21 protein-coding genes are annotated in these 24,262 nt (G+C 63.8%); 9 read left to right on the top strand and 12 right to left on the bottom strand.

The window, feature by feature from the left end:
• Positions 1-91: 91 nt before the first annotated feature.
• The 5 genes from PPA02S_RS07800 to PPA02S_RS07780 all read left to right on the top strand — a co-directional run bounded on the left by PPA02S_RS07800 (position 92) and on the right by PPA02S_RS07780 (position 5,481).
• Positions 92-2,392 carry a fatty acid cis/trans isomerase gene (locus PPA02S_RS07800; RefSeq protein ID WP_028634483.1) on the top strand — a complete coding sequence of 767 codons (2,301 nt, stop codon included), beginning with the start codon at positions 92-94 and terminating at the stop codon, positions 2,390-2,392.
• Between the two features lie 104 nt (positions 2,393-2,496).
• Positions 2,497-3,531, top strand: a complete 1,035-nt coding sequence (locus PPA02S_RS07795) for an acyltransferase family protein (protein ID WP_028634482.1) — start codon at positions 2,497-2,499, stop codon at positions 3,529-3,531.
• Between the two features lie 58 nt (positions 3,532-3,589).
• Positions 3,590-4,174 (top strand): Fe-S biogenesis protein NfuA, encoded by a 585-nt coding sequence (gene nfuA / locus PPA02S_RS07790; protein ID WP_028634481.1) that lies wholly within the window; start codon positions 3,590-3,592, stop codon positions 4,172-4,174.
• Between the two features lie 215 nt (positions 4,175-4,389).
• Positions 4,390-4,998, top strand: a complete 609-nt coding sequence (locus tag PPA02S_RS07785) for an SCO family protein (RefSeq protein ID WP_028634480.1) — start codon at positions 4,390-4,392, stop codon at positions 4,996-4,998.
• Positions 4,999-5,481 (top strand): copper chaperone PCu(A)C, encoded by a 483-nt coding sequence (locus PPA02S_RS07780; RefSeq protein WP_028634479.1) that lies wholly within the window; start codon positions 4,999-5,001, stop codon positions 5,479-5,481.
• Between the two features lie 36 nt (positions 5,482-5,517).
• Here PPA02S_RS07780 and PPA02S_RS07775 read toward each other — a convergent pair whose 3' ends face one another.
• The 7 genes from PPA02S_RS07775 to PPA02S_RS07745 form a co-directional block, all read right to left on the bottom strand.
• On the bottom strand, positions 5,518-5,745 hold the full coding sequence (locus PPA02S_RS07775; protein WP_028634478.1) for a hypothetical protein: 228 nt from the start codon (positions 5,743-5,745) through the stop codon (positions 5,518-5,520).
• A gap of 72 nt (positions 5,746-5,817) precedes the next feature.
• Positions 5,818-6,651: an AraC family transcriptional regulator gene (locus PPA02S_RS07770; protein ID WP_028634477.1), complete on the bottom strand. Its 834-nt coding sequence runs from the start codon at positions 6,649-6,651 to the stop codon at positions 5,818-5,820.
• Entirely contained in the window at positions 6,648-6,962 is a 315-nt protein-coding gene (locus PPA02S_RS07765) for an AzlD domain-containing protein (RefSeq protein ID WP_028634476.1), read from the bottom strand. The genes PPA02S_RS07770 and PPA02S_RS07765 overlap by 4 nt, the downstream gene beginning before the upstream one ends.
• Positions 6,959-7,651: an AzlC family ABC transporter permease gene (locus tag PPA02S_RS07760; protein ID WP_028634475.1), complete on the bottom strand. Its 693-nt coding sequence runs from the start codon at positions 7,649-7,651 to the stop codon at positions 6,959-6,961. Before PPA02S_RS07760 ends, PPA02S_RS07765 begins: the two co-directional genes overlap by 4 nt.
• A gap of 84 nt (positions 7,652-7,735) precedes the next feature.
• Entirely contained in the window at positions 7,736-8,431 is a 696-nt protein-coding gene (locus tag PPA02S_RS07755) for an SEL1-like repeat protein (RefSeq protein ID WP_028634474.1), read from the bottom strand.
• A 257-nt stretch (positions 8,432-8,688) separates the two neighbouring features.
• Positions 8,689-9,315 carry a LysE family translocator gene (locus PPA02S_RS07750; RefSeq protein WP_028634473.1) on the bottom strand — a complete coding sequence of 209 codons (627 nt, stop codon included), beginning with the start codon at positions 9,313-9,315 and terminating at the stop codon, positions 8,689-8,691.
• Positions 9,316-9,317: 2 nt separating this feature from the next.
• Positions 9,318-10,106 carry a YqcI/YcgG family protein gene (locus tag PPA02S_RS07745; RefSeq protein ID WP_028634472.1) on the bottom strand — a complete coding sequence of 263 codons (789 nt, stop codon included), beginning with the start codon at positions 10,104-10,106 and terminating at the stop codon, positions 9,318-9,320.
• A 159-nt stretch (positions 10,107-10,265) separates the two neighbouring features.
• On the opposite strand from PPA02S_RS07745, the gene PPA02S_RS07740 reads away from it, so the two are divergent.
• The 4 genes from PPA02S_RS07740 to PPA02S_RS07725 all read left to right on the top strand — a co-directional run bounded on the left by PPA02S_RS07740 (position 10,266) and on the right by PPA02S_RS07725 (position 18,967).
• Positions 10,266-11,186, top strand: coding sequence for a LysR substrate-binding domain-containing protein (locus PPA02S_RS07740; RefSeq protein WP_028634471.1), 921 nt, complete (start codon positions 10,266-10,268; stop codon positions 11,184-11,186).
• A gap of 74 nt (positions 11,187-11,260) precedes the next feature.
• A complete protein-coding gene (locus PPA02S_RS07735; protein ID WP_028634470.1) occupies positions 11,261-13,621 on the top strand; it encodes a DNA polymerase II in 2,361 nt (786 codons plus the stop codon).
• Between the two features lie 97 nt (positions 13,622-13,718).
• A complete protein-coding gene (locus tag PPA02S_RS07730; protein WP_028634469.1) occupies positions 13,719-18,182 on the top strand; it encodes an NEL-type E3 ubiquitin ligase domain-containing protein in 4,464 nt (1,487 codons plus the stop codon).
• 224 nt (positions 18,183-18,406) lie between these two features.
• Positions 18,407-18,967, top strand: a complete 561-nt coding sequence (locus PPA02S_RS07725; RefSeq protein ID WP_028634468.1) for a DUF4174 domain-containing protein — start codon at positions 18,407-18,409, stop codon at positions 18,965-18,967.
• Between the two features lie 34 nt (positions 18,968-19,001).
• Here PPA02S_RS07725 and PPA02S_RS07720 read toward each other — a convergent pair whose 3' ends face one another.
• The 5 genes from PPA02S_RS07720 to PPA02S_RS07700 all read right to left on the bottom strand — a co-directional run bounded on the left by PPA02S_RS07720 (position 19,002) and on the right by PPA02S_RS07700 (position 24,136).
• Positions 19,002-19,850 (bottom strand): shikimate dehydrogenase, encoded by an 849-nt coding sequence (locus PPA02S_RS07720; protein ID WP_028634467.1) that lies wholly within the window; start codon positions 19,848-19,850, stop codon positions 19,002-19,004.
• Positions 19,847-20,296 (bottom strand): type II 3-dehydroquinate dehydratase, encoded by a 450-nt coding sequence (aroQ, locus tag PPA02S_RS07715; protein WP_028634466.1) that lies wholly within the window; start codon positions 20,294-20,296, stop codon positions 19,847-19,849. The genes PPA02S_RS07720 and aroQ overlap by 4 nt, the downstream gene beginning before the upstream one ends.
• 132 nt (positions 20,297-20,428) lie before the next feature.
• Positions 20,429-21,766, bottom strand: coding sequence for an MFS transporter (locus PPA02S_RS07710; RefSeq protein ID WP_028634465.1), 1,338 nt, complete (start codon positions 21,764-21,766; stop codon positions 20,429-20,431).
• Positions 21,767-21,934: 168 nt separating this feature from the next.
• Positions 21,935-23,485: a sensor domain-containing diguanylate cyclase gene (locus tag PPA02S_RS07705; protein ID WP_428829805.1), complete on the bottom strand. Its 1,551-nt coding sequence runs from the start codon at positions 23,483-23,485 to the stop codon at positions 21,935-21,937.
• Between the two features lie 165 nt (positions 23,486-23,650).
• A complete protein-coding gene (locus PPA02S_RS07700; RefSeq protein WP_028634463.1) occupies positions 23,651-24,136 on the bottom strand; it encodes a hypothetical protein in 486 nt (161 codons plus the stop codon).
• Between the last annotated feature and the right edge of the window lie 126 nt (positions 24,137-24,262).

The following is a 24,262-nucleotide window of genomic DNA, read 5'->3' as shown; positions in this document are numbered from 1 at the left end:
CATGAAAACTGCTCATGTTGCAGGCCAGCATGCAGCACTGCTTTCCCAGGCAACACTCGTGATGGCTTTCAAGAACCAGGACTCTGCGCACATGCTGCATCGTATTCTTGCCGGTATCTTCGCCCTACTGATCAGCGGCGCGGTGTTCGGGCAAGCGCCCCAATCCAGCCCGGCTATTTCCTACACTCGGGACATCCAGCCGATCTTCACCGAGAAGTGCGTGGCCTGCCATGCCTGCAACGACGCTGCCTGCCAGCTCAAGCTGGAAAGTGCCGAGGGCGCTGTACGTGGCGCCACCAAGGTGCCTGTGTACCAGGGGGAGCGGGCCGAGGCGGTACCGACCACGCGCTTGTTCTACGACGCCCACAGCGAAGCAGAATGGCGCAAGAAAGGTTTCTACTCGGTGCTCGACAACCAGGGCAGCCAGGCCGCGCTGATGGCGCGCATGCTCGAACTCGGCCACAAGACCCCGCTCACCCCCAACGCCAAGGTGCCGGACGAGATCGTACTGGGGCTTAACCGCAACAACATGTGCCCGCTGCCTCAGGAATTCGACGCCTATGCCGGCGCCCACCCCAAGGAAGGCATGCCGCTGGCCGTTACCGGGCTGACCGACAAGGAATACGACACCATGCGCCGCTGGCTGGCCGCCGGTGCGCCGGTGGAGTACCAGGCCATCAAGCCCAGTGCTGCCGAAGCCAGCCAGATTGCGCAATGGGAAGAGCTGCTCAACCGCCCAGGGTCCACTGAGGCGCTGGTGGGGCGCTGGCTGTACGAGCACCTGTTCCTTGCCCATATCTACTTCGTTGGGGGTGAGCAGGGCCACTTCTTCCAGTGGGTACGCTCGCGCACCCCGAGCGGCCAGCCGGTGGACATCATCGCCATCCGCCGCCCCAATGATCCGCCCGGCACCGACTTCTATTACCGCCTGATCCCGGTGCAGGGCGTGATCGTGCACAAGACCCACATCACCTACCCGATGGGGCCGCAGAAGCTCAAGCGGGTGAAGCAGCTCTTCTACGCAGGTGACTGGCACGCCACCGCCTTGCCTGGCTACGGGCCGCGCCACCGCGCCAACCCGTTCGAAACCTTCGAGGCGATCCCGGCGGTGGCGCGCTACCAGTTCATGCTCGATAACGCTGAGTACTTCGTGCGCACGTTCATCCGCGGCCCTGTGTGCCGTGGCCAGATCGCCACCGACGTGATCCGTGACAACTTCTGGGCGCTGTTCCAGGAGCCGGCCTTCGACCGTTACGTTACCGATGCAACCTACCGGGGCGAGGCCACGCCACTGCTGGCCATGCCTGGGCAGAATGACGATGTAGGCAACGTGCTGAGCCTGTGGCGCGCCTACCGTGACAAGCGCAACGATTACGAGAAACTGCGCCGGGAAGCCTACGCGCAGATGCCCGCGCCGGGCTGGGCCACCCTGTGGGCCGGCAACGACAACGCCTTGTTGAGCATTTTCCGTCATTTCGACAGTGCCTCGGTGACCAAAGGCCTGGTGGGCGATGTGCCGCTCACCGTGTGGCTGTTCGATTACCCGTTGCTGGAACGCACGTACTACCAGCTGGCGGTGAACTTCGATGTGTTCGGCAACCTGTCGCACCAGCTGCAGACGCGGCTGTACTTCGACCTGATCCGCAATGGCGCCGAGGTCAACTTCCTGCGCCTGATGCCGGCCAGCCAGCGTCAGGACATCCTCAGCGACTGGTACCAGAACAGCGGCAAGGTGAAGATGTGGCTCGACTATGAAGACATCGACACGGATACCCCGAGCGGTATCGTGCTGGACCCGCGAGACCCCAAGCGTGACTTTGGCCTCAAGCTGCTGCAGCGCACCGGCAGCCTCAACGTGGCACCCGACCCGATCAACCGCTGCCAGGGTGCGTACTGCTCACGGCCGCAGATGACCGAAGAGTTCCGTAATGTGGAGCAGTCCCTCAGCCGCCTTGTCTCCCGGCCAGCGGCAGGGCTGAAGGTGATCAAGCAGTTGCCCGAGGCGACCATGCTGCGCATCGAAGGGCAGAGCGGGCAGCGCCAGGTGTACAGCTTGTTGCGCAACCGCGCGCACACCAACGTCGCCTTCCTGCTGGGTGAGGCTTACCGCTACGAGCCAGGCCTCGATACCCTGACCTTGTACCCCGGGGTGCTCAGCAGCTACCCCAACTTCATCTTCAACATTCCCAGCAGTGATGTAGCGGAATTTGTCGAAGACATGGAAGACGCCAGGGATGACCCGGCCAAGTTCGAGCGCATCGTCATGCGCTGGGGCGTGCGCCGTAGCCACCCGCAGTTCTGGTTCTACTTCCATGACCTGAACAGCTTCATCAAGGAAACCGAACCGGTCGAGGCTGGGGTGCTGGACATGAACCGCTACGAGAACCTCTGATCGGGGCCGCTGACCTTTCTGGCCACCCTGCGGTCCCAAACGGTGGGTGGTATCGGCGCCGCTGCAGCCGATACCTCAATGCACCGGTTATCGCAGGGTACTCCATGCTGTATTCGCTTCAGGCACTTCGGGCATTCGCTGCCTGGGTGGTGGTATGTCACCATTTCATGCAGATCTTCTTCGATTTCAAGGCCAGTGGGCCGGTCGGCCAGTTGCTGGCTGACCGCGGCGCCGTGGGCGTGGACATCTTCTTCGTCATCAGCGGCCTGGTCATCTACCTGTCAACCCGGGATAAAACCGTAGCGCCGCGCGAGTTCCTGCTTAACCGAATACTGCGCATCGTGCCCGCCTACTGGTTCTACACGGCGCTGATGGCCGCACTGCTGCTGGCGTTCAGCCAATGGATGCCGCACCAGGAGTTCAGCTGGCATCACCTGCTGCTGTCGATGCTGTTCATACCGGCAGAGAACCCCGGCGGGTATGGCCTGTACCCCACGCTGAACGTGGGGTGGACGCTGAACTTCGAGATGCTGTTCTACCTGTTGTTCGGCCTGGCCTTTTTCGTGCGCCAGCGGCACCACCTGTTGCTGGTCACTGCGGTACTGCTGCTGGTCAGTGAAGTGCTGGGCCGGATGGGCGTGCTGAGCCGCTTCTACAACAATGACATCATCTATGAGTTCCTGCTGGGCATCGGCCTGGGGGTGATGTACCGCCGGGGGCTGATCCGCCAGGGCCGCTGGCTGCCTCTGGTGCTGTTGACGGCTGCAGTACTCGCCATCTACCACCTGGATGCTTCCCAGCGCCTGTTGCATTGGGGCATACCCAGCGCGCTCATCGTGCTCGCCTTCATCGCGCTGGAGCCGCTGTTTGCGGGCAATCGCGTGCTCAAGGCGCTGGGTGACTGCTCGTATTCCGTGTACCTGATCCATGTGCTGGTGCTGTATGCCGGGTGGTTCGCCAGCCAGCGCCTCCAGCTCAACCCTTACCTGGTATTTGCCCTGTGCGTGCCTTCCATCGCGCTGCTGTCGTGGTTCAGTTACCAATGGCTGGAACGCGGCCTGTACCGGCGCATGCGTGCGTGGTTGGCCGCACCGCAGGAGGCGGGCCAGGCCTACACCCTTTCCCGAGTCAAATACTAGGACTTTGTTAGAGGGCCGGCTTGGCGTACACTTGGCCGCAAGTCTGTGAGGAACCTACATGAGCGCTATAACCATTACCGACGCCGCCCATGACTACCTGGCCGATCTGCTTTCCAAGCAGAATACGCCTGGCATCGGCATCCGCGTTTTCATCACTCAGCCGGGCACCCAGTACGCAGAGACGTGCATTGCCTACTGCAAGCCGGGCGAAGAAAAGCCTGATGACACTGCCGTGGGCCTGAAAAGCTTCACGGCGTACCTGGATGCGGTAAGCGTGCCGTTTCTGGAAGATGCGTTGGTGGACTACGCCACCGACCGCATGGGTGGCCAGCTGACCATCAAGGCGCCTAACGCCAAGGTGCCGATGGTGAACGAAGACAGCCCGATCAACGAGCGCATCAACTATTACCTGCAGACCGAGATCAACCCCGGTCTTGCCAGCCACGGCGGCCAGGTCAGCCTGGTGGATGTGGTGGACGACGGTATCGCCGTACTGCAGTTCGGCGGCGGTTGCCAGGGTTGTGGCCAAGCCGACGTGACCTTGAAGGACGGCATCGAGCGTACGTTGCTGGAGCGCGTACCCGAGCTCAAAGGCGTGCGCGACGTGACCGACCACAGCCAGAAAGAGAACGCCTACTACTGACGTCGTCAGCGCCTCAGGTTGGCCTGACACGTGTGCTTAGCAACAAAGTGTTACGGTTTCAACCCCTGCGACAACAGGCCGCAGCCCGTATTCAAAGGGCTGCGCGCCGTTCCTGCTTGGCCTGGGTAGAACACCCCCAGGTGGCATGCCAGAATGCCCCGGTTTTTGGCTGGCCCGCCCCGAGGGCCGGCACCTTCCCTGTAAAGGATGGTTTCATGACTGATCTTCTGACCCGGCGCGCGGTTGTCGCCGGCATGGGTGTTCTCGGGCTCGGTTTGCTGGCGGGCTGCAGCCCGGCCCGGGGGCTCGATTTCAAGTACGGCAAGAACATGAGCAACGAGATCCTGGGGCGCAAGTTCAGCCTCAAGGACCCTCAAGGCAACGTGCGCACCCTGTCGAGCTTCTATGGCAGCATGCCGATGATCTTCTTCGGCTTCACCCAGTGCCCGGCCATTTGCCCCACCACGCTGGCGCGTGCCGCACAAATTCGCAAGTTGCTGCGGGGGCGTGACCGCGACCTGTTCCAGGTAGTGTTCATTACCCTGGACCCTGAGCGCGACACGCCCGAAGTGCTCGATGCCTACGTCAAGGCATTCGACCCCACTTTCACGGCGCTGACCGGTACGCCTGAAGAGATCGACGCCGTGGCTCGGGAGTTCAAGGTGTTCTATGAGAAAGTCCCGGCCGGCGACACCTATACCATTTCCCATTCGTCCACCAGCTACGTTTACGACACGCGTGGCACCCTGCGCCTGAGCCTGGGCCATTCCCTGAACGCCAAGGAATGTGCCGAGGACCTGGTTACCCTGATGGAGATCTGCTGAATGTCGATGCAACCAGTCAAGCATGGCCTGGCGGCCCTTTTTCTCATGAGCCTGGGCTTGCCGGCACTGGCCCAGACCACCGTGAGCGATGCGTGGGTGCGCGCCAGCGTGCCGCATCAGCAGTCCACCGGTGCGTTCATGACGCTCACGGCCGATGCTGACAGCAAGCTGGTTAGCGTGGCCTCGCCAGTGGCCAAGACCGTGCAGGTTCATGAGATGACCATGAATGGCGACGTCATGGGCATGCGCGAGCTCAATGCGGTCGAGTTGCCTGCTGGCAAAGCCGTGACCCTGGACCCCAATGGGCTTCATGTGATGCTGATGGGCTTGAATGGTCAGGTAAAGGAAGGCGAGAAAGTGCCACTGACCCTCACCGTGGAAAGCGCCAAGGGCGTGACGGAAACCGTAGAGGTACAGGCAGAGGTACGCCCGCTCACCGCCGAGGCCGGCAGTGGGCACGACCACATGCACATGAGCCACTGACCGGTTGAGCCGGGGCCGCGCGGCGGCCCTGTCAGCTCAACTGCGGAACCTGGGCAGAGGCCTGTCCAGGGTCAGCGACGTCAGCGTCTTGCGTACCCGCGCCTCGTCAGCCTCCAGCGCCCTGAGGCTTGCGCGAATCTTCCCAGCCGCAGGCACATCGCCCTGGCGGTCAATCCAGTCAGCAATTTCCTTGAAAGCACTGCTCAGGCAGGCCTGGCGCTGGTTCATCAGTGACAGAAGGGTGGTGATCTCTTTTTCGGACATGGCCGCATCCTCCATTCAGCCACTTGAGTGTAGCAGCGGGTGGTAGAACCGCCTGGGGCGCCTTGACGCAGTTCAGGCGTAGCGACAGGCGCTGCGATAGGCCCCCGGCGTAACCCCGTAGGCCTGCTTGAACTGCCGGTTCAGGTGGCTCTGGTCGGCAAAGCCCAGGGTGAAGGCCACGTCCGATGCGGCCAGGCCGCGCCTGAGCATTTCCCTGGCCCGCGCCAGGCGTCGCTGCTTCAACCATGCGTGGGGCGGCAGGCCTGTGGCCTGGCGGAACACCCGGGCAAAGTGAAAGGGCGACAAATTGACTGCAGCGGCCAGCGCTTCCAGCGAGGGCGGTTCGGCCAGGTGCGTTTCCAGCATTTCCCGCGCACGGGCTACCACCAGCGGCTCCTGGCCAGGGGCGGATGGCTCGGCGCCTTGCCCGTGGCGCTGCACCAGTGCCAGCACCGCCTGGCGCCAGGCCGTCTGCTGCTGCAGCGCGCTGGCACTGCTTTCGGACAACCGGTGCAGTTGGCTGAAGGCCGCTGCCAGGGCCGGGTCGACAATCACGCTGTCCCTGAAGCGCGGCATGCCTTGCCGGCTCAGTTCCAGTTCTTCGAGCACGCCGGTTACGCGTTGGTGTTCCGGGTAAAAGCCGCGGTATTGCCAGCCAGCCTCATGGGCCTTGGCCCCGGTATGCAGCTCGTCAGGGTTGATCAGCACCATGCTGCCCACAGGCGCCAGGTGCTCGCTGCCACGGTGCCAGAAACGTTGCGCGCCGGACTCGATCACCGTGAACACATACCCTTCATGCACATGCGGGGCAAAGCGCTGCTGAACGTAGCGGGCGTGCAGCATCTCTACGTCGCCCAGCGCTGGCGCCTGCCACAGGTGAGTCTGCTCGCGCAGGGGCGTGCTCATGCCAGCCAACTGCGCAGAAGAAAGAAGATCAACATGCTCACCAGCATGCTCAGCAACACGCGGCGGGTCAACAGCACCAGGGCGATGGCCACCAGTGAGCCGAGCAGGTAAGGGTTCAACAGGCTCAGGTCAAGCTGGTGGTCGGGCATGAAGATGATCGGGCCACAGATGGCCGTCAGCATGCCTGGGACGGCAAAGCCCAGAAACTGTCGGGCGTTGGAGCCCAGGCGCAGGGGCAGGCGCGGTTCCAGAAACGCATAACGGTTCAGGAACACCAGGGTGCCCATCCCGGCGATCAGCAGCCAGATCATGAACGGCCCTCTGCCAGCTTCTGGCACACGAAGCCCGCACCCATGCCCAGCAGGCCAGCGGCAACCAGCGCGGTTTCCCAGTGCCAATGGGTAAACAGCACCGAGGTGAACAACGACACCGCCACACACACCAGCGTGGGCAGGTTGCGCACCAGTGGCGTGATCAGGGCGACGAAGGTGGCGACGATGGAAAAGTCCAGGCCCAACTGGTCGAGGTGTGGAATGTTCTGCCCCACGATAATGCCGACCAGGGTGAACAGGTTCCAGGCAACATAGAAGGTCAGCCCAACCCCCAGCGCATACCAGCGGTTGAACTGCTGCTGGTCGTAGCGGCTGGTCAGGGCGAAAAACTCGTCGGTCAGCAGAAAGCCCAGGCCCATGCGCCAGCGCAGTGGCAGTGGCGACAGCACCGGGCGCATCGACAGGCCGTACAGCAGGTGCTGCGAGGTCAGCAGCAAGGTGGTGAGCAGGATAGAGGCCAGGTTGGCGCCGCCTTTGAGCATGCCGATCGCCACCAGTTGCGCGGCGCCGGCGAAGACAATGGCCGACAGCCCTTGGCCTTGCAGCGCGGTGAGGTTGGCTTCGATGGCCATGGAGCCGGCCAGCAGCCCCCAGGGGGCAACTGCCAGGGACAGCGGCACAATGGCGAGGGCGCCGTGCAGGAAGGCGTGGCGGGCGAGCTGGGGCATGATGGCTGGCGCACAGGATGTAAGGCAGGCCAGCATGCCAGACGGGGCAGGGGCTGGCTTGAACGTTCTTGCTGTCCGCCTGCCCTAGGGGCGGCTGGTCAAGTGCTGCTGGGCAGTGACACAGCCGTTGGTATCCACCGCCTTTTGCAGCAGCGTCGCGCGGTGCTGTGGGTCGAGGTCGCTGAGCAGCCGGTACACCTCAGCCTGATAGTCACGCTGGCGGCCCCACAGCATGGACAGCCCCTGGGGCTGGTTGCGGTTACAGGCAAGGCGCGTGGCAGGTTGCGGGTAATAGGCCGCGTACAGGGTGGCCATGCTGGGGATGGCTTCCAGTGCCGCGCGGTAATCGGCACTGGCATTGTAGGGTGGGCACCAGGTGGCAATGGCGGGCGCTGGTGCGGCAAAGCCCTGGCTCAGGCTGGCTTCGAGCAACGGGCAGGCAGCATCGGAAATTTGCGCGGAGGGCAGGTAGGTCATGTAGTACAGCGCCAGGCGGTACTGCGCCACCGGGTGGCCAAGCTCCACCGACTTTTTCAGCAATGCCACAGCGGTGGGCAGGGTGTGGGCCATGGCCTGGCCCTGGCGGCTGAGCTCCGCGTCGTCACCCAGTGCCGTGCGCAAACTCCCCGGGCTGTCCCCCTGGTTGTCCGCCTGTTCAAGCAACGGCAAGGCCTGGCGGTACAGCAGGTCGGCGTGGGGGTCGATGTGCACCTCCAGCGCCTGGGCAAGCACAGGCGCAAGGGCAACCAGCAGCACCGGTAAGCGGTGCAGCGGCCTCATAGGCCTGCCCCGCAGGTTGCCAGGCGGTGATGGACGGCTTCGGTAATCATGGCAGTCAAGCGTGCGCCTCTGGCAAATCGGAACGACTTTGTATTCTAGCCACCGAATGGGGCTTGCCGAAAGGCCAACCGACGATTGTCAGGCAAGCCGTGCCGCCGCTCGTTGTGGCCAGGGCGTTATTGCCTGGACCCTTCCGATGCAGGCGGTCAATGAACAGGGGGGCTCTGGAGGGTGTCCCGGATGCTCCGGCGCTGCCGTCAGGCAGCCAGTTCCCTGACGTTGTACAGCAGGCCACCGATGGCGATCAGCAGCAGCGCCACACCCGAAGCCAGGCTGATGAAGCGGTTGCTGCGCTCAGAGGCAATCTTGCCGATGGCGAAGATGTACAAGCTGAGCACCGCGAAGTCGATGATGACCCACAGCAACGACAGCACCACCATGCTCTTGCCGAACGACTCGGTGATCTGGATGAACTGCGGAAAGAAGGCGATGAAAAAAATGATGTCCTTGGGGTTGGAAATGCCCACCATGAAGCCCTGCCACAGGCCGCCACGGCCAGGTTTCACGGCGTCGTTCGCGGTGTCCGTTGCTGGCGCCTGGAGGGCCTCCTTGAGCGTGCCCACTGCGATGTACCCGATGAACAGGCAGCCCAGCAGGCTCATCGTGCTGAGCCAGGCCTTGTCGATGGCGGCACTGGTGAGGATGATCCAGGCAGCCGCAGCAATCAGCACCAGTGACGCCCAGTTGGTCCCCAGGGCCGTGAAGATGGCCTTGCGCGAGCCGGAGGCGGCGGCAGTGTTGACGATCAATGCCACGACTGGCCCAGGGGTGGCGATCAGCAGCAGCACGGTGAGGGCGTAGGTGGCGGTCAGGGCGGTATTCACGTTCAGTTCTCGGTAAGGATGTCAGGTACTGCATGGGTGGCGGCGTGGGCATGAAAAGGGCAACGTGGCGGGTTCAGTGAGCCCGCTTCCTGCAACTGGTATTGCTTCCATTCGTAGTTGTCGGCATCGCCGAAGAAGCCGAGGGTGTCGGGCATCACGCCGTCGTTGTAGTGGTGCACGCGCTCGCGGATCCGCTCACGGATGCGCTTGCCACTCTCAGTGCCGGCATTGGCGACTTCGTCGAAGTTCTCCCGGGGGTTGATGACCAGGGTGATGTGCGGGCCCAGGTTGCGGCTTTTCATGGCCTGGTGGCCCGGGAAGTTCATGTTGATGAACAGCGGCATGCCGGCGTAGCAGAATGACCAGTTCGTGTCATCGGGGTCGGTCGGTACCCCTTGTGGCCAGGGGTGAGGGTCTCGCGCATGCACGCCACGCAGTACCTTCCAGGCCAGCGCCTGCTGTTGGGCCAGGGTGCTGTCGGTGGCCGTTTCGAGAAACACCACCAGTGGGCTGCCGATGCGCTGCTTGGGTTTGATGGGGCCGACATGGCGCACGTAGTCCGCAAGCCCCTGGGCGACGTCATCAGCCAGTTGCTCGGCGCGGGCGAATAGAACATGGCAGGTTTGGCCGTTGACTGCCTTGCGGCCGAACAGGCAGGGGAAGTCGGGGTTGGCGAGGATGTTGCGAAAGTGCTCCAAGGTTGAGTGAGTCCAGTGTTGCTTGTTGCTTCCATGTTCGGCGGTCAGCTCCAGCGCATCCAGGCGATAGCAGTGTCCATATCCCGTAAACATGATTTCCCCAGATGTAAATTAGATGAACGTTCCACACTTTTGCAGGCAGGATCTTGGTTATATTTATAAATTAACTGCATTTTCCGAAACCCGCTCCGCGTTGTAAAACGCGTGGAACTATGACCTACTATTAGTCTCGCTCATGCTTGGGACCTACACATGTCGGAACGGATTCAGGCCTTGCACGCCCTGCGTGCCTTCGAGGTGGCCTCTCGGTATGGTTCTTTCACCCGCGCCGCGGAAGAGCTGGCCCTGACCCAGGGCGCCGTCAGCCATCACATCAAGACGCTGGAAGCCATGTTCGGCTGCGACCTGTTCGAGCGACGCGGCCCCAAGCTGAGCCTCACCGAGCACGGGCGTCTGCTGGCCCAGGAGCTCAAAGTCGGGTTCAAGATCATCGAGAACGCCTGTGCATTGCTGCGCCAGGACCGCTACGGGCTGCGCCTGAAGGCCCCCTCCACATTGACCGTGCGCTGGCTGCTGCGGGCGCTCGACGGCTTCAAGAAGCACGAAGACACCTGCAGCGTGCAGTTGTCCAGCGTGTGGATGGACATCGACACCGTGGACTTCTACTCCGAGCCTTACGACTGCGCGATCTTGCTGGCCAGCGGCCGTTTCCCGGCCGATATCGAGAGTTTCCGGCTGTTCGATGAATGGCTGATCCCGGTGTGCCACCCCGACTACATGGCGCAGGTGCAGCCCGCACTGGCGGACCTGAACCACTGTGAGTTCCTGCACCCGTCCCCCGACCGCAGGGACTGGCGGCGCTGGCTGGCGCGCATGGATGCGCTGGACATCAGCATCGACCAGGGGCAGGTGTTCGACACGCTGGACCAAGGTATTTCCGCCGCTCAGCAGGGGTTGGGTATCTCGGTGGTCGACTTGGTACTGGCCAGCGCAGACCTCGCCGCAGGTCGCCTGGTGACGCCTTTCAAGCACGCCGTGGCCACCGGTGACGGTTACTACATGACCTGGCTCAAAGCCAGCCCCAAGGCCCGGCAGATGCACAAGCTGCGTGACTTTCTGCTGGGGCAGGTGCCGCCGTTGGCCCTGAAGGACATCAACTACCTGTACGGCTGAACCCGCTTCGGGGTGTGGGCTGTTGGCCGCACGGGTACAATTGGCCTTCGACAAGTGATTCAGAGGGCAATGGGGTGGAGTTGCAGCAGGGGTTCGTGCTGACCCGGCACTGGTACGACACGCCTGAAGGTACCTGCGTGGAGTTCTGGCTGGCCACCGACCACGGGCCACGATTGCTGCGCCTGGCGCCTCAGGTGTCGGTGGCGTTCATCCCCCAGGCGCAACAGGCTCATGCCCAGGTGCTGCTGGCCGGCGAGCCTGGCGTGGAGCTGCGCCCGCTTGGGCTCAAGGCCTTCGACCAGCGCCCGGTGCTGGGGTTGTATTGCCGGCAATATCGGCAGTTGCTGCAGCTTGAGCAGCGCCTGCGCACGGCGGGTATCGACGTGTTCGAGGCCGACATACGGCCACCGGAACGCTACTTGATGGAGCGCTTCATCACCGCCCCTGTGCAGTTCGCAGGCCAGGTCGATGCCCAGGGCGTGGTGTGCGAAGCCCAGCTCAAGCCGGTCGCCGAGTACCGGCCGCCGCTGCGGCTGGTGTCGCTGGATATCGAAACCACCGAGCGCGGCGAGTTGTACAGCATCGCCCTGGAAGGTTGCGGCCAGCGCCAGGTGTACATGCTCGGGCCGGCCAACGGCGATGCGGCGCAGGTAGATTTCGACCTGCACTACTGCACCGACAGGGCCGCCTTGCTGCATTGCCTGAACCAGTGGGTGGCGCGCCACGACCCGGACGCGATCATCGGCTGGAACGTCGTGCAGTTCGACCTGCGCCTGCTGCACGAGCACGCCGGGCGCCTGCAGGTGCCCCTGGCGCTGGGCCGGGGCGGTGCACCCATGACACTGCGCGCCCACGCCAAGGGCGGGCACGTGTTTGCCGAGGTGCCGGGGCGCCTGCTGATCGACGGGATCGAGGCGCTGCGGTCGGCCACCTGGAGCTTCCCGTCGTTCAGCCTGGAGAACGTTGCCCAGACCCTGCTGGGCGATGGCAAGGCGATCAGCACGCCCTACCAGCGCATGGATGAAATCAACCGTATGTTCGCCTTGGACAAGCCGGCCCTGGCGCGCTACAACCTCAAGGACTGCGAACTGGTCACACGCATCTTTGCCCATACCCGATTGCTGGAATTTCTACTGGAGCGCGCCTCGGTGACCGGGCTTGCAGCCGATCGCAGCGGGGGATCGGTGGCCGCGTTCTGTCACTTGTACATGCCCCACATGCACCGCCTTGGGTTTGTCGCGCCCAACCTGGGCAGCCGGCCGGAAGAAGCCAGCCCGGGCGGTTTTGTCATGGATTCGCGGCCAGGGTTGTATCATTCGGTGCTGGTGCTGGACTACAAGAGCCTGTACCCCTCGATCATTCGCACGTTCCTGATCGATCCGGTCGGGCTGGTCGAGGGCCTGGGCCAGCCCGATGACCAGCACGCGGTGGAGGGCTTCAGGGGGGCGCGTTTCTCGCGAACCCGGCATTGCCTGCCGGCCATCGTCGAGCGCGTGTGGCAGGGCAGGGAGCAGGCCAAGCAGGTCGGCAATGCGCCGTTGTCACAAGCCCTGAAAATCATCATGAACGCCTTTTACGGCGTGCTGGGCTCCAGTGGCTGCCGCTTCTTCGACGCGCGGTTGGCATCCTCGATTACCCTGCGTGGCCACCAGATCATGCGACAAACCCGCGCGTTGATCGAAGCGCGAGGGTTCGATGTGATCTACGGCGACACCGACTCCACGTTCGTGTGGCTGAAAACGGCCCACGATGAGGCGGCTGCCGCGCAGATCGGCAAGGCACTGGTGGCCGAGGTCAACCAGTGGTGGCAAGGGCACCTGCAGCAGACACTGGGCATCGAGAGCGCCCTGGAACTGCAGTTTGAAACCCATTACCGGCGTTTTCTGATGCCGACCATCCGTGGCACCGATGAAGGCAGCAAGAAACGCTATGCCGGGCTGGTCCAGCGTGCCGATGGCACCGAAGACATGGTCTACAAAGGGCTCGAGTCGGTGCGCACCGACTGGTCGCCGCTGGCCAGGGCGTTCCAGCAGCAGTTGTATGGCCGCATCTTCCGGGGCGAGCCCTACCGTGATTACGTGCGCGGGTATGTGGCGCGCACCCTCGCCGGCGAGCAGGACGAACTGCTGGTCTACCGCAAGCGCTTGCGTCGGCCGCTGGCGGACTACCAGCGCAACGTGCCGCCCCATGTCCGTGCCGCACGCCTTGCCGATGACTACAATCGCCAGCTTGGCCGTGGCCTCCAGTATCAGCGCGGTGGCTGGATCAGCTATGTGATGACCACGTCCGGGCCCGAGCCGCTGGAAAACCGCAGGGCACCGATCGACTACGAGCATTACCTGACGCGTCAGTTGCAACCGGTCGCTGACGCGATTCTGCCTTTTGTAGGCGACAGCTTCGCGGCGTTGGTTGATCACCAGATGCTGTTGTTCTAGGGCGGCGCTTGACCCGTGCGGGTGGTAGTAGGTCGCCACTTCAATGGGGCGACCTTTGCATACCCTGGCACCCGTATCGACATTGCGGGAGCACCGGATGGACACCACCACTCAACCCAACCTGCTCGAGCAAGCGGGCCAGGACCGGCTTCTCGCCGCGCAACTGCCCACCTGGCTCAAGGCTGTCAGCCATCAGCACATGCCCATCGTGTGCCAGGCGCTGCGCAGCAGCCTGGCCTGCCGGCAGCGGCTCAGTGTGCGCTGGGCGGCTATCGAGGGCATCGATCACTTCGTCACCCCCCTGTTGCAAGCGGCCCTCGCCCAGCGCCATGGGGTGAGTGTGCCAGTGGATCAATTGTGGTTTCGCAATGCCTACCAGGTGCCCTTGCTGACCTACGCCCCGATTCGCGTGCCGCTGACCCAACGGGTGTATTACCAGATCCCGCTGCTGGAAGCTGTGCTGCGCAATTTCACCGCTGACGAAGCCACGCCAGGCATCCTTGCGCCCGGGGCCGGATTGCACGACGGGGCAGGGCAGCGTTTGCGTGAACCTCACGCTGCCCAGTTCGCCCGCCTGGTTCGCGAGCTGGACCTTGGAGCGCGCTATCAGGCGCATCTGCAGGCCCACCTTGCCCCCGCGGCCATGGTTGCGGTGCTGGGGGAACTGACCCGGCACGAGATGCTGATCGACGCATTCAAGGCCCGTGCGCGTGGCGTATTGACCGAGGCGGAACTGGGTTTGCTGATCAACCTTTGGCGTGATGGCCGGTTGGGGCCCCTGCAAGGCGATCGCGTGGTTGCGAAAAACCTCGAAGTGCTGGGCTGCCCGTTGCAGCAGATTGTGGTGTTGGACGTGCGAGACGAGTCGCTGGCACCGTTCTATACGTCCAGCCGGCGTGTACTGGTGTACATCCCTGGCGACCCGCAGGGCGCCTGGAGCGCTGCAGAAAACCTGGCGCGTTTTGCCCGCAAGGTGCTGAACGCCCGTCTGCGTGAAAAGCCCTACCAGCAATTCTTCGCCCGTTTCGTGCGCCGTCGTGACAGCCAGGGGTTTTTCGCCAAGCTCGCCACCCGCTTCTATCACGATATCCCGGCATGGGCCACCGCCGACCTGTACCCCCGCGCCTATCCATTGCCCGGGCCGCTGTTTGAGAGCCTTGCGCTCGCCCGCATCGCGCAGATCCAATCCGATGCAGCCACATTGCTACCGCCCGTCCAGCAACTGGACCGCGACCGCGAGCAGGCTCACGAGCAGCGCCTTGCGGCTGAGGGCTGGACATTGCTGGGGCTTGCCAGCCTGTGGGTGCCGGGCATCGGCGCTGTGCTGTTGGCTGTGACGGTATGGAGCCTGTTGCAAGAGGCCTTCTATGCGCTGGACGCCTGGCATGAGGGTGAGGCCGAGCAGGCTTTGGAGCACCTCGACCACGTGGCCACCGACCTGGCACTGGTGGCGGCTGGCGCTGCCGGCGTGCACGTGGTGCGCCAAGCCTGGAAGCGCTCCGCATGGGTAGACAGCCTGGTCCAGGCCAACGTCCAGGGCGGCGGCGAGCGCTTGTGGGCGGGAGACCTGGCCCCGTTCCACAGCGAACAACCACCTAGGCATGCCGTCACCGATGCCCAAGGCGTCAGCCGCACCGACGCGCATGCCTGGATACGTATGGACGGGCAGGCGTACCGCGTGCAGCAACGCCCCACCGATGGGCAGTGGCAACTGCTGCCCCGTGACGGGTATGGCCCTTTGCTGCAACACAATGGGGCCGGTGCCTGGCGGCTGTGGAGCGAGTCGCCCATGGACTGGCAAGGTACACGCTACCTGTTCCGGCGCCTAGGCGGCCCGATGGCCGAACTGGACGACAGCGCTATCGACCACGTGCTGGCTGTTCACGGCCTGGACGATGCACAGCTGCGAGCATTGCACCTGAGCGCGGATGCCTGTGCCCCCGGTCTGATCGATACAGCGCTACGGGCAGGGCTTGAGCAACGTTTGCGCGGGCTGGTTGCGCAGCTGCGTGCTGGTGGGCCTGCCGACGACCTACAGTGGTTTGACGACGTGATTACGCCCCCATTCGAGCAAGGCCGCACGCATGAGCAGTTGGCCAACTGGATACACGCGCAACGGCGGCCATTGCTGCATCGCCTGTACCAGGCCCTGCCGCAACCGGATGATGAAGGCTGCCGTGCGCTACGACGTGTTTTCCCCCGCTTGTATGGCAGCGCTGCGCAAGGCTTGTTGCGCCGTGCCAGCCAGGCAGACCTGGAGCGGCTGAGGCTGACGGGGCGTGTACCGCTGCAGTTGGCCGAGGCCGCGCGGGTACGCTCGCTGCAGATACGCCTGGACCGGGCACTCGAAGCGCTGTACTTCGATACCCCCCAGAGCCCTGATGTGGCACGGCTGGCGTTCGGTATGTTGCGTCAGCTGGCAGGCGCTTCGGCCGGGATCCGCTGGCGGCTGTTCAGCAGCCAGGCGAGGGGTGCCCTGCTGGCTGACACTCGGTCGGGGCAGCGGGTGCTGGACGTGCTTTACGACGATGGCCTGTTCAGCGTGCTCGACGCACAAGGCCGGGTGCTGGCACCTGCGGGTGAGTTGTTCCAGGTCATGGCCAGCGTGTGCGACCAGGCAGACCTCGCTACCCTGCAGCTTGAAGCCCCTTTCGCCGAGCACTTGCAAGCCCGGGTGCTGCGGCTCACCGAAGCCAACCGCACGACGTTGCCGGGATTGCTGGGCAGCAGCGACCCTGGTGCCTGGCGGATGCCGGTCCGCCTGCCGGATGGCCGGGTTGGCTACCCGTTGAGCGGGCGCAGGAGCCGGCGCCCCAACCCCTATCATCGCAGGCTGCGGTTACTCTACCCAACCTATACCGATGGTCAGCTCGATGCCTGGCTGGCCCAGGCGCAAGAGGCGCCAGGGGGCGTGGAGGCACGCCTGCATCAAGTGGAGCAGGAGTTCGAGCAGATCAATGTTCAGCTGCGCCTGTGGACCAGCCGCGGCGCCACACGTGCAGAACGGCAGCGGCGCCGTGAGCTTCGGCAGGCCTTGCAGAACTGCTGGCAGCACGTGCTTGATCAGGGCACCCATGGCAACGACCTGATCCAGGCATACCGTTGGGACATGATTGGCATTCACACCGAAACCTTCCCGGAGCTGCCTGAACAGGCCAACTTCGACCATGTGTATTCGCTGACCCTGCGTGACGCTCACATCACCCAGCTGCCCGAAAGCTTTCTGCGGGCGTTTTCCAATGTGCGGTCGCTGGAGATGCCCAACAACCGTCTGCCGCGGGTCCCACAGGCATTGCTGCAGATGGAAAACCTCTGGACACTCGACCTTTCCTGCAACCTCATCAGCCTGGACCCGGGCCAGGCGACCATCCTTGCCAGTTGCGCCAACCTGCGCTTTCTCGACCTGTCGCGCAACCCGCTGGGCAGGCCGTTCGCGGTCAATGGCCTGATCCACCTGCACGAGCTGCGGTTGGCCGGTACCCAGCTGCGCAGCCTTCCTTACCTGTTGATGGAAAACACCTCGCTGAGGGTATTGGACCTGCGTGACAACCAGATCACCGAATTGCCCGAAGGCTTCTACGAGTCGCCCTTGTGGGTGCAGGGCGAGGTGCACCTCAGTGGCAACCCCTTGACCGACGCCGAGCGCGAGCGGCTGCAGGAGGCGCTGCAGTCGGCGGCCTCGCTGGACGATGCCCGCGCCTGGGCGTTGGCCCGCTTGCGCTGGATGGACGCCATCGGCATGGACCAGCGCACGGAACTGGGTGCATGTTGGGAGCCGCTGCAGGCTATGCAAGGCGCTGCGCAGTTTTTCAACTTGTTGCAGCGCTTGACGGAAACCGCCGACTTCCAGAACCGCACCGGCGCGCGCTACCTGGCCTGTCGGGTCATGGGCCTATTGCAGGCCATGCGTGATTCAGCGGAGCTGCGAGACGCGATGTTCAGTGACGCCGAGCAGCTTACCTGCCAGGACAGTGTCGCCCTCCGGTTCAGCGACCTGGAACTGCGCCTGTTGGTGTGGCAGGCCGAAGCCAGCGTGCAGGCGGGCGACCAGCAGCAGATGCTGCTGCACCTGGGCAGGCAGCTGTGGCGCATGGATGAAGTGGACCACATCGCGATGGAGGACATGCAGATGCGCCAGCGCTCCGGTGCCGACCCTGATCTGATCGAAGTGGCGCTGGCCTATCGCCTCGCGTTGCGTGACGACCTGGACCTCCCCGTCAACACCCGTGGCATGACGTTTCGCGAAGTGGCCGGTGTTAACGAGCGGCACATCAGCCAGGCCCGCAGTCGGGTGCTGGCGGCCGAAAGCACGGAGCAACTGGCCGCTTCGTTGCTGGGGCGAGAGTTCTGGTGCCGCCACCTGCGCAGTGCCTACCCTGAGCGGTTCGAGGCGTTGAATGCCCCATTTCATGAGCGCCTGGAGGCCATGCAGGAAGCCCCAGGGCTCAGCGAGATGCAGCGCCTGGAGCAAACCGCCACCATCGCTGACCAGCGCCAGGCAGCGGAGCGAACGCTGATGCTGGAGCTGACCCGGCATGCCCTGGATACCGCCGTTGACTGAGGTTGAAGGCGTGTACTGTACCTGTGCAGGCAGGGCAACGATGTAGGTTTGGGCTATGCTCAGGTGCACGCGTTGGGGGCTTTTCCTGGTCTGCATGTGGTGGCTAGAAACGCCAGGTTACTTTTGCGCAGGCCCATTGCCAGCCCAGTTAGTTTAGGCTCCCGCGTCGGATCTTTCTCCAGGATCTGTAGTCTTTGGTTTATCGAGAGAATAAGGAGATGCGCATGCTCGTCCGGTCACTGACCCTCGCCACCCTGCTCGCCGTTGCCAGCCCGTTGTTCGCTGCAGACAGCGATGCACCGCTGGCCAAGGAACTGGGCAAGGCAAGGCCGTTGGTCATCATCGCCCCCAGCAGTGCCGACCCGACCTTGAGGGCGGTCAACAAGGCATTCGAAGACCCAGCGACCCAGGCGGCCTTCAAGGAACGGGGCCTGGTGTTGTTCAGTGTGGCTCAGATGATGGGCAAGCGTGATGACAAGAATCTCGAGCAGCAGACCACCATGGCCCTGATCCGCGAGTTGAAGCTCGGTGCCAGCAAAGGCACCAAGGTGATTCTGGTCGGCAAGGACGGCGAGCGGCACATGCTCAAGGATGATGACACCGGTGACGCGCTGGACCCGCAGGTGATTCTCAAGGCGGTGGACGATCTGCCCGCCACTGAAAAAGCCGTGAAGGCGCCAGAACCGGTAGCGGCGGCGCCGCAAGAGGGGGCCAAGGAAAGCAAGCCTGGCAAGCCAGCCAAACCTGCGAAGCCCGCCGCCCCGCCAAAACCCCTCGACGATTGAACCGCACCCAAGGGCTGGGCGGCAGCCCTTGGTTTCAAGTAAAGCTGGCGAAATGCGCTTGCATGCGCGCGGCGTCAGCTTGCTTTCCGCTGAACAGCTCGAATGCCTTCACCGCTTGGAATACGGCCATGTTGCTGCCATCGAGCGTGCGACAGCCAATGGCCCTCGCGGCGCGCAGCAATTCGGTTTCCAGCGGGAAGTAAATGATTTCTGCTACCCACAGCTCAGGGTGCAACAGCTCCACCGGCAATGGGGTGCCGGGCAGCTTGGCCATGCCGACCGGCGTGGTGTTGACCAAACCGTCTGCGTCTGCCAGGGCAGGGGCCAGGTCAGTACCCAATACCGCGCGCTCGGCGCCGAAATGGGCATTGAGGTTGTCGACCAGGGCCTGAGCCCGCGCAGCGTCCACTTCGAACAGCACCAATTGGCCAACCCCTTCGGCCAGCAGGGCGTGTGCCACCGCCGAGCCCGCGCCGCCAGCCCCCAGCTGCACCACCACCCGCCGTGATACGTCTGGCAGGCCCCGGCGCAGTCCCTCGGCAAAGCCCAGGCAGTCGGTGTTGTGGCCCACGCGTTTGCCATCCTTGAACACAACGGTGTTGACCGCGCCGATGCCCCTGGCTTCCTCGGACAGCTCATCCAGCAGTGGAAGAATCGACTGTTTGAAGGGGTAGGTGATGTTCAAGCCGGTAAAGCCGGTGCGCTGCGCGCCATCGAGCAAGCTGGGCAGGGCGCTGTCATCCAGCTGCAACTGGTCGGCATCAATCAGGCGATACAGGTAACGCAAGGCTTGGGCATCCCCCTCGTGCTCGTGCAGCGCCGGGGTGCGCGACAGTTGGATGCCACGGCCGATGAGGCCGGCAAGGATTGCCTGCTGGCTCATGCCGCACGCTCCTGCAACAGCGCGCCGAAATGACTGATGGCCATGCGGTAGCCATGGCTACCCAGGCCGCAGATAACACCGACGGCGATGGATGAAATGAACGACAGGTGCCTGAAAGGCTCACGCTTGTGCACATTGGACAGGTGCACCTCGATCACCGGCACCTCGCTGGCGACCAAGGCATCGCGGATGGCCACAGAGGTGTGTGTCCAGGCGCCGGGGTTGATGACGATACCGGCGCAGCGGCCACGGGCGGCATGTATCCAGTCGATCAGCTCGCCTTCGTGGTTGGTCTGGCGGAACTCGATGTCCAGGTTCAATGATTGGGCAGTGTCGGCACAGCCCTGCGCCAGGTCGGCCAGTGTCTCGTAGCCGTACTGGGAGGGTTCGCGGGTACCCAGCATGTTCAGGTTGGGGCCGTTGAGCACAAGAATGAGGGGCTTCATGGGGAGTATCGCTTTGTTGTTGTTGAATGCCTCCAGTTTTGTACCAGCCGGTTAATTTAGTCAATTGCACCCAGCGCTGGCCGGGCGAAAGTGTGCGATTAACGAACCGGGCCGCACTGCGGCCCCCTTGCCTCAAACCGCGGGACGCGCGCCGCTGCCTGCCGGGTCGGTCGGCACCTCGTCATGCAGCGAAATGCGCGACGTTTCTGGCAGCGCCAGCCCGCCAATCAAGGCCACCAACGCGATCACCACCAGGTAGAAGGCCGGTGCCAGGCTGCTGCCGGTCTGCCCGATCAGCCACGTCGCCACCAGGGGGGCGGTGCCGCCGAACAGGGTGTAGGCCACATTGTAGGTGATGGCCGACGCGGTATAGCGGGTGCGGGTGGGGAAGCTCTCGGACAGCAGCGCTGCCGTGACCACGCCGCTGCACAGGGCGCCCACCGCCAACAGGATCACCCCCAGCAGTGCCCCGGGCATGGAACCGGAGCTCGCCAGCCAATAGGCCGGGAACACGCAGGCCATCACCCACAGGCAGGTGAAGCCGATGGTCTTGCGCCGCCCCACACGGTCGGAAAATGCCCCTGCCAGCGGGCACCCCACCGCGGCGAAGATCAGCGCCACCGTGGTGACCAGCAGCGACTGGGCGCGGGTCAGGTTGCCCACCAGTTGCAGGTAGGTGGCGAAGTACGTGGTGAACATGTAGAACGACAGCGCGGTCAGCGAGATGAACGCACCCAGGTTGCGGATGGTGCGGCCATGGTGGCGCAAGGTGTCCTTGAGCGGTGAATGCTCGTGGACCTTGCCCTGGGCAAGCGCCTCGCGGAACGCCGGGGTTTCTTCCATGCGCCAGCGCAGGTACAGGCCCACCAGGCCCAACGGGGCGGCGATCAGGAAGGGGACACGCCAGCCCCAGGCGCTCATGGCTTCGGCAGACAGGCTGGCCTCCAGGCCATAGGCGATCACCGCGGCGCAGGCAAAGGCGGAGAAAGTGGACACCGGTACGAAGCTGCCATAGAACGCACGCTTGTCGTCAGGCGCATGCTCCATCAGGTAGGCGCAGGCACCGGCATACTCGCCACCGGCAGAAAACCCCTGCAGGCAGCGCGCCAGCGTAAGCAGCGCCGGCGCCGCCAGGCCGATGCTGGCGTAGGTGGGCAGCAGGCCGATGAGCGTCGTGGAGCCCGCCATCAGCAGGATGGTCAACGACAGAATGCGCTTGCGCCCAAGGCGGTCGCCCAGCGCGCCGAACACGATACCGCCCAGCGGGCGCAGGGCAAAGGCCACCGCAAACACGGCGAACGTCTTGAGCAAGGCCACGCTGGCATCTTCGCTGGCAAAGAACTGGCTGGCGATCAGGGTGGCGAGAAAGCCATACACCGCAAAGTCGAACCATTCGACGAAGTTGCCGATGGCTGAAGCGGCGATGACGCGACGCAGGGTGGCGGGGGATACCTCATGAGTTGCGGACATGCGGGTGCTCTCCGGTTTCCATTGGCAGTCATGAAGAACGTGGGGCGATCGGGCCGCCCCATCATTTTTATGTGTCTGCCAGTAGATCGCCGTTGCCCGCAGGCCGCTTTGTCGAGGGCGACCTTCGGATACCTGATACGACCGCAGGTGCGGCGGCCTGCCAGGAGGTCAGGCGTGAACCACCCGGTTGCGCCCCTGTTGCTTGGCCTGGTACAGCGCACGGTCAGCCGCACCTAGCGCGTCGGCAGGCTCATTGCCACCCTTGGCATCCCAACGCGCTACGCCCAGTGACACCGTCACCGCGCCTACCGGTTCCACGGGAGTATCCTGCACCGTCAGCCTCAGGCGCTCGGCCACATTGGCCGCTACCTCCAGGCCTGCGCCTGGCAACAGCATGAGGAATTCCTCGCCGCCGGTACGGCACAGCAGGTCACCCTCGCGGCAGCAGCCGCGCATCAGCTCTGCCAGGCGCCGCAGCACCTGGTCACCCACCTCATGGCCATGGTTGTCGTTGACCCGTTTGAAGTGGTCGATGTCCAGCACGATGGCCGAGAACGATCGGCCATCGGCCTGCAGCAGTGCCAGGCTGAACTCCAGGCCGCGACGGTTGACAAGGCCTGTGAGCGGGTCGGTCTGGGCGTCGCGGTTGAGCCGGCCAATGCGTTCCTGCAGCAGGTTCAGCCCGAACAGCAGGGCGCGCTTGAGCTCGGCCGCCTCGAAGTACCAGGCAGGCACCCGGCGCAGGCGCTCGGCGGTTTCCGGGCTGTCCATGGTGCGGGCCCCGGCGGCCAGTTGCCACAACGGCTGCGCGATGATCAGGGCCAGCCACCACAGCAGCAGGAAGCCCACCAGGGCCAAAGGCGCCGATGTACCCACCACGTTGAGGATGAGGTCCCCCAGTGGTGTCAGTGTGCGCGTCAGGGGCTGCTGCGCCACCACGCCCCAGCCGGCACTTGGCACGGTGGCGAAACCTGCCAGCATCTCCACCCCCTGGCTGTTGCTCAGTTGGCGGGTGCCGTTGCGCAAGGTGCCCAGCTGGTTGATCAGCGAGTTGCTCTGCACCACTGTGCCAACCCGCTGCGGGTTGGGGTGGTACAGCAGGCGGCGCTGGCTGTCGACCACGTACAGGTAGGAGCCATCCTTGTAAAAGTGCTCGCCCAGCAGGCTGTTGAGGATGTTGCGCTCGTGCAGGTAAAGGCTTCCCGCCACGTAGCCCAGGTAACGCCCATCGGCGTCGAAGATCGGTTGTGACAATGTCACGACCAGGTTGTTGGCTGCCGAGACATAGGGGGTGGAAACCAGCGGGCGGCGTTCGTGCAGGGCTTCTTCTACACCGGGGGACTGCATGCGCCCACCCACCAGGTGCCGCAGGTGTGCAGGCGATACCGACAGCAGTACACCGTTCGCGTCGATCACGAAGGTAGAGTTGAAGGCCATGCTCTGGCCCAGCACCCGGTCGGTTTCGGCCCGTAGCGCAGCGCTGTCGGCCAGTTGCTGGCGCTGCACACCCGCGCTGAATGCCAGTTGCTGCAGGGCGTTGCGGATATAGGTTTCAGTGATGGCAGCCAGCTTTGCCGCATAGACCCGGTTGGCTTCCAAGGCGTGATCGATCAGCAACTGACGCTGCACCCGGTAGCTGGCGAAATAGCTGGCGCACAGCATCACCAGCGCGGTAAGGGCGCAAAGCACCAGAATAAGTGTGCGCAGATCGAGCCGCATTCCTTGCTTGGCGTTTGGCAATCCTGACCTCGAAGGCGAACAGATGCGGCAAAAAGGGCGATAACCCTACAGGTTATCGGTGCTTTGGGGAACTGCTTGACGTCAAGATGGCCATCATCGGGTGAGTTGGGGCGCAAAGCACCCCAATTAGCGCTTCCGGGCCTATCACCCAGCAGGGCTGGCGTTGTCCAGCCTCCGCAGTTCGTCTTCCACCTGCTGCATGCGTTGTTTGGCCAAGGCTTGCACGTTGGGGTCCCCAGCGGTATCGCGCATCAGCGACGTGAGTTTTTCGCTCAGGTGCCGGCCATTCTCCGTGTCCTCGAGAGCCCGTGCCTTGGCCGGGTCCTGCAGCGCTGTGACGATCGTGTCGAACTCTGCATCGCTGAAGTTTTTCTCGCTGTAAAGCCGGAACAGGTCCTGGCGCTGGTCCTCGACCGTGAGGTGTTTGCGCAGCACCTGCTCGATGCTTGCCTGTGTCAACCGAGGGTGGGTGCGAGCGAGCAGGGCAGCCATGCGCTCAATGTTATGGGTATAGGCCTCCTGCAGCGGCAGCCGCGCGAGGATCTGCTCTTCACGGGTGGGTTTCTGATCGCAAGCGGTAACGGCGAGGGCCAGCAGCAGGGGCAACAGCAACTTGTTGAGGCAAGGCATGGCGTGGCCTGGTCGGGCTGTGAGGATGGCGATTATAACGGTGTCTGCGCAACGCCGACGAGCCTTGTCGTTTGCTATGGCCGCGCGGCTGGGGTAGAACCTGGCCTCCATTGCCTGGTGGCTGCC

It is taken from the genome of Pseudomonas parafulva NBRC 16636 = DSM 17004 (assembly GCF_000730645.1).
Taxonomy (GTDB): domain Bacteria; phylum Pseudomonadota; class Gammaproteobacteria; order Pseudomonadales; family Pseudomonadaceae; genus Aquipseudomonas; species Aquipseudomonas parafulva.
The sequence above is the reverse complement of the archived record's forward strand: the minus strand, read 5'-3'. Positions and strand labels throughout refer to the sequence as shown.

Coding starts and splice junctions, on each gene's coding strand:
- PPA02S_RS07785 (WP_028634480.1), top strand. CDS start 4,390: ATGACTGATCTTCTGACCCGGCGCGCGGTTGTCGCCGGCATGGGTGTT.
- PPA02S_RS07755 (WP_028634474.1), bottom strand. CDS start 8,431: ATGAGGCCGCTGCACCGCTTACCGGTGCTGCTGGTTGCCCTTGCGCCT.
- PPA02S_RS07740 (WP_028634471.1), top strand. CDS start 10,266: ATGTCGGAACGGATTCAGGCCTTGCACGCCCTGCGTGCCTTCGAGGTG.
- PPA02S_RS07700 (WP_028634463.1), bottom strand. CDS start 24,136: ATGCCTTGCCTCAACAAGTTGCTGTTGCCCCTGCTGCTGGCCCTCGCC.
- aroQ (WP_028634466.1), bottom strand. CDS start 20,296: ATGAAGCCCCTCATTCTTGTGCTCAACGGCCCCAACCTGAACATGCTG.
- PPA02S_RS07770 (WP_028634477.1), bottom strand. CDS start 6,651: ATGAGCACGCCCCTGCGCGAGCAGACTCACCTGTGGCAGGCGCCAGCG.
- nfuA (WP_028634481.1), top strand. CDS start 3,590: ATGAGCGCTATAACCATTACCGACGCCGCCCATGACTACCTGGCCGAT.
- PPA02S_RS07725 (WP_028634468.1), top strand. CDS start 18,407: ATGCTCGTCCGGTCACTGACCCTCGCCACCCTGCTCGCCGTTGCCAGC.
- PPA02S_RS07720 (WP_028634467.1), bottom strand. CDS start 19,850: ATGAGCCAGCAGGCAATCCTTGCCGGCCTCATCGGCCGTGGCATCCAA.
- PPA02S_RS07760 (WP_028634475.1), bottom strand. CDS start 7,651: ATGCCCCAGCTCGCCCGCCACGCCTTCCTGCACGGCGCCCTCGCCATT.
- PPA02S_RS07795 (WP_028634482.1), top strand. CDS start 2,497: ATGCTGTATTCGCTTCAGGCACTTCGGGCATTCGCTGCCTGGGTGGTG.
- PPA02S_RS07710 (WP_028634465.1), bottom strand. CDS start 21,766: ATGTCCGCAACTCATGAGGTATCCCCCGCCACCCTGCGTCGCGTCATC.
- PPA02S_RS07705 (WP_428829805.1), bottom strand. CDS start 23,485: ATGCGGCTCGATCTGCGCACACTTATTCTGGTGCTTTGCGCCCTTACC.
- PPA02S_RS07775 (WP_028634478.1), bottom strand. CDS start 5,745: ATGTCCGAAAAAGAGATCACCACCCTTCTGTCACTGATGAACCAGCGC.
- PPA02S_RS07765 (WP_028634476.1), bottom strand. CDS start 6,962: ATGATCTGGCTGCTGATCGCCGGGATGGGCACCCTGGTGTTCCTGAAC.
- PPA02S_RS07780 (WP_028634479.1), top strand. CDS start 4,999: ATGTCGATGCAACCAGTCAAGCATGGCCTGGCGGCCCTTTTTCTCATG.
- PPA02S_RS07730 (WP_028634469.1), top strand. CDS start 13,719: ATGGACACCACCACTCAACCCAACCTGCTCGAGCAAGCGGGCCAGGAC.
- PPA02S_RS07800 (WP_028634483.1), top strand. CDS start 92: ATGCTGCATCGTATTCTTGCCGGTATCTTCGCCCTACTGATCAGCGGC.
- PPA02S_RS07745 (WP_028634472.1), bottom strand. CDS start 10,106: ATGTTTACGGGATATGGACACTGCTATCGCCTGGATGCGCTGGAGCTG.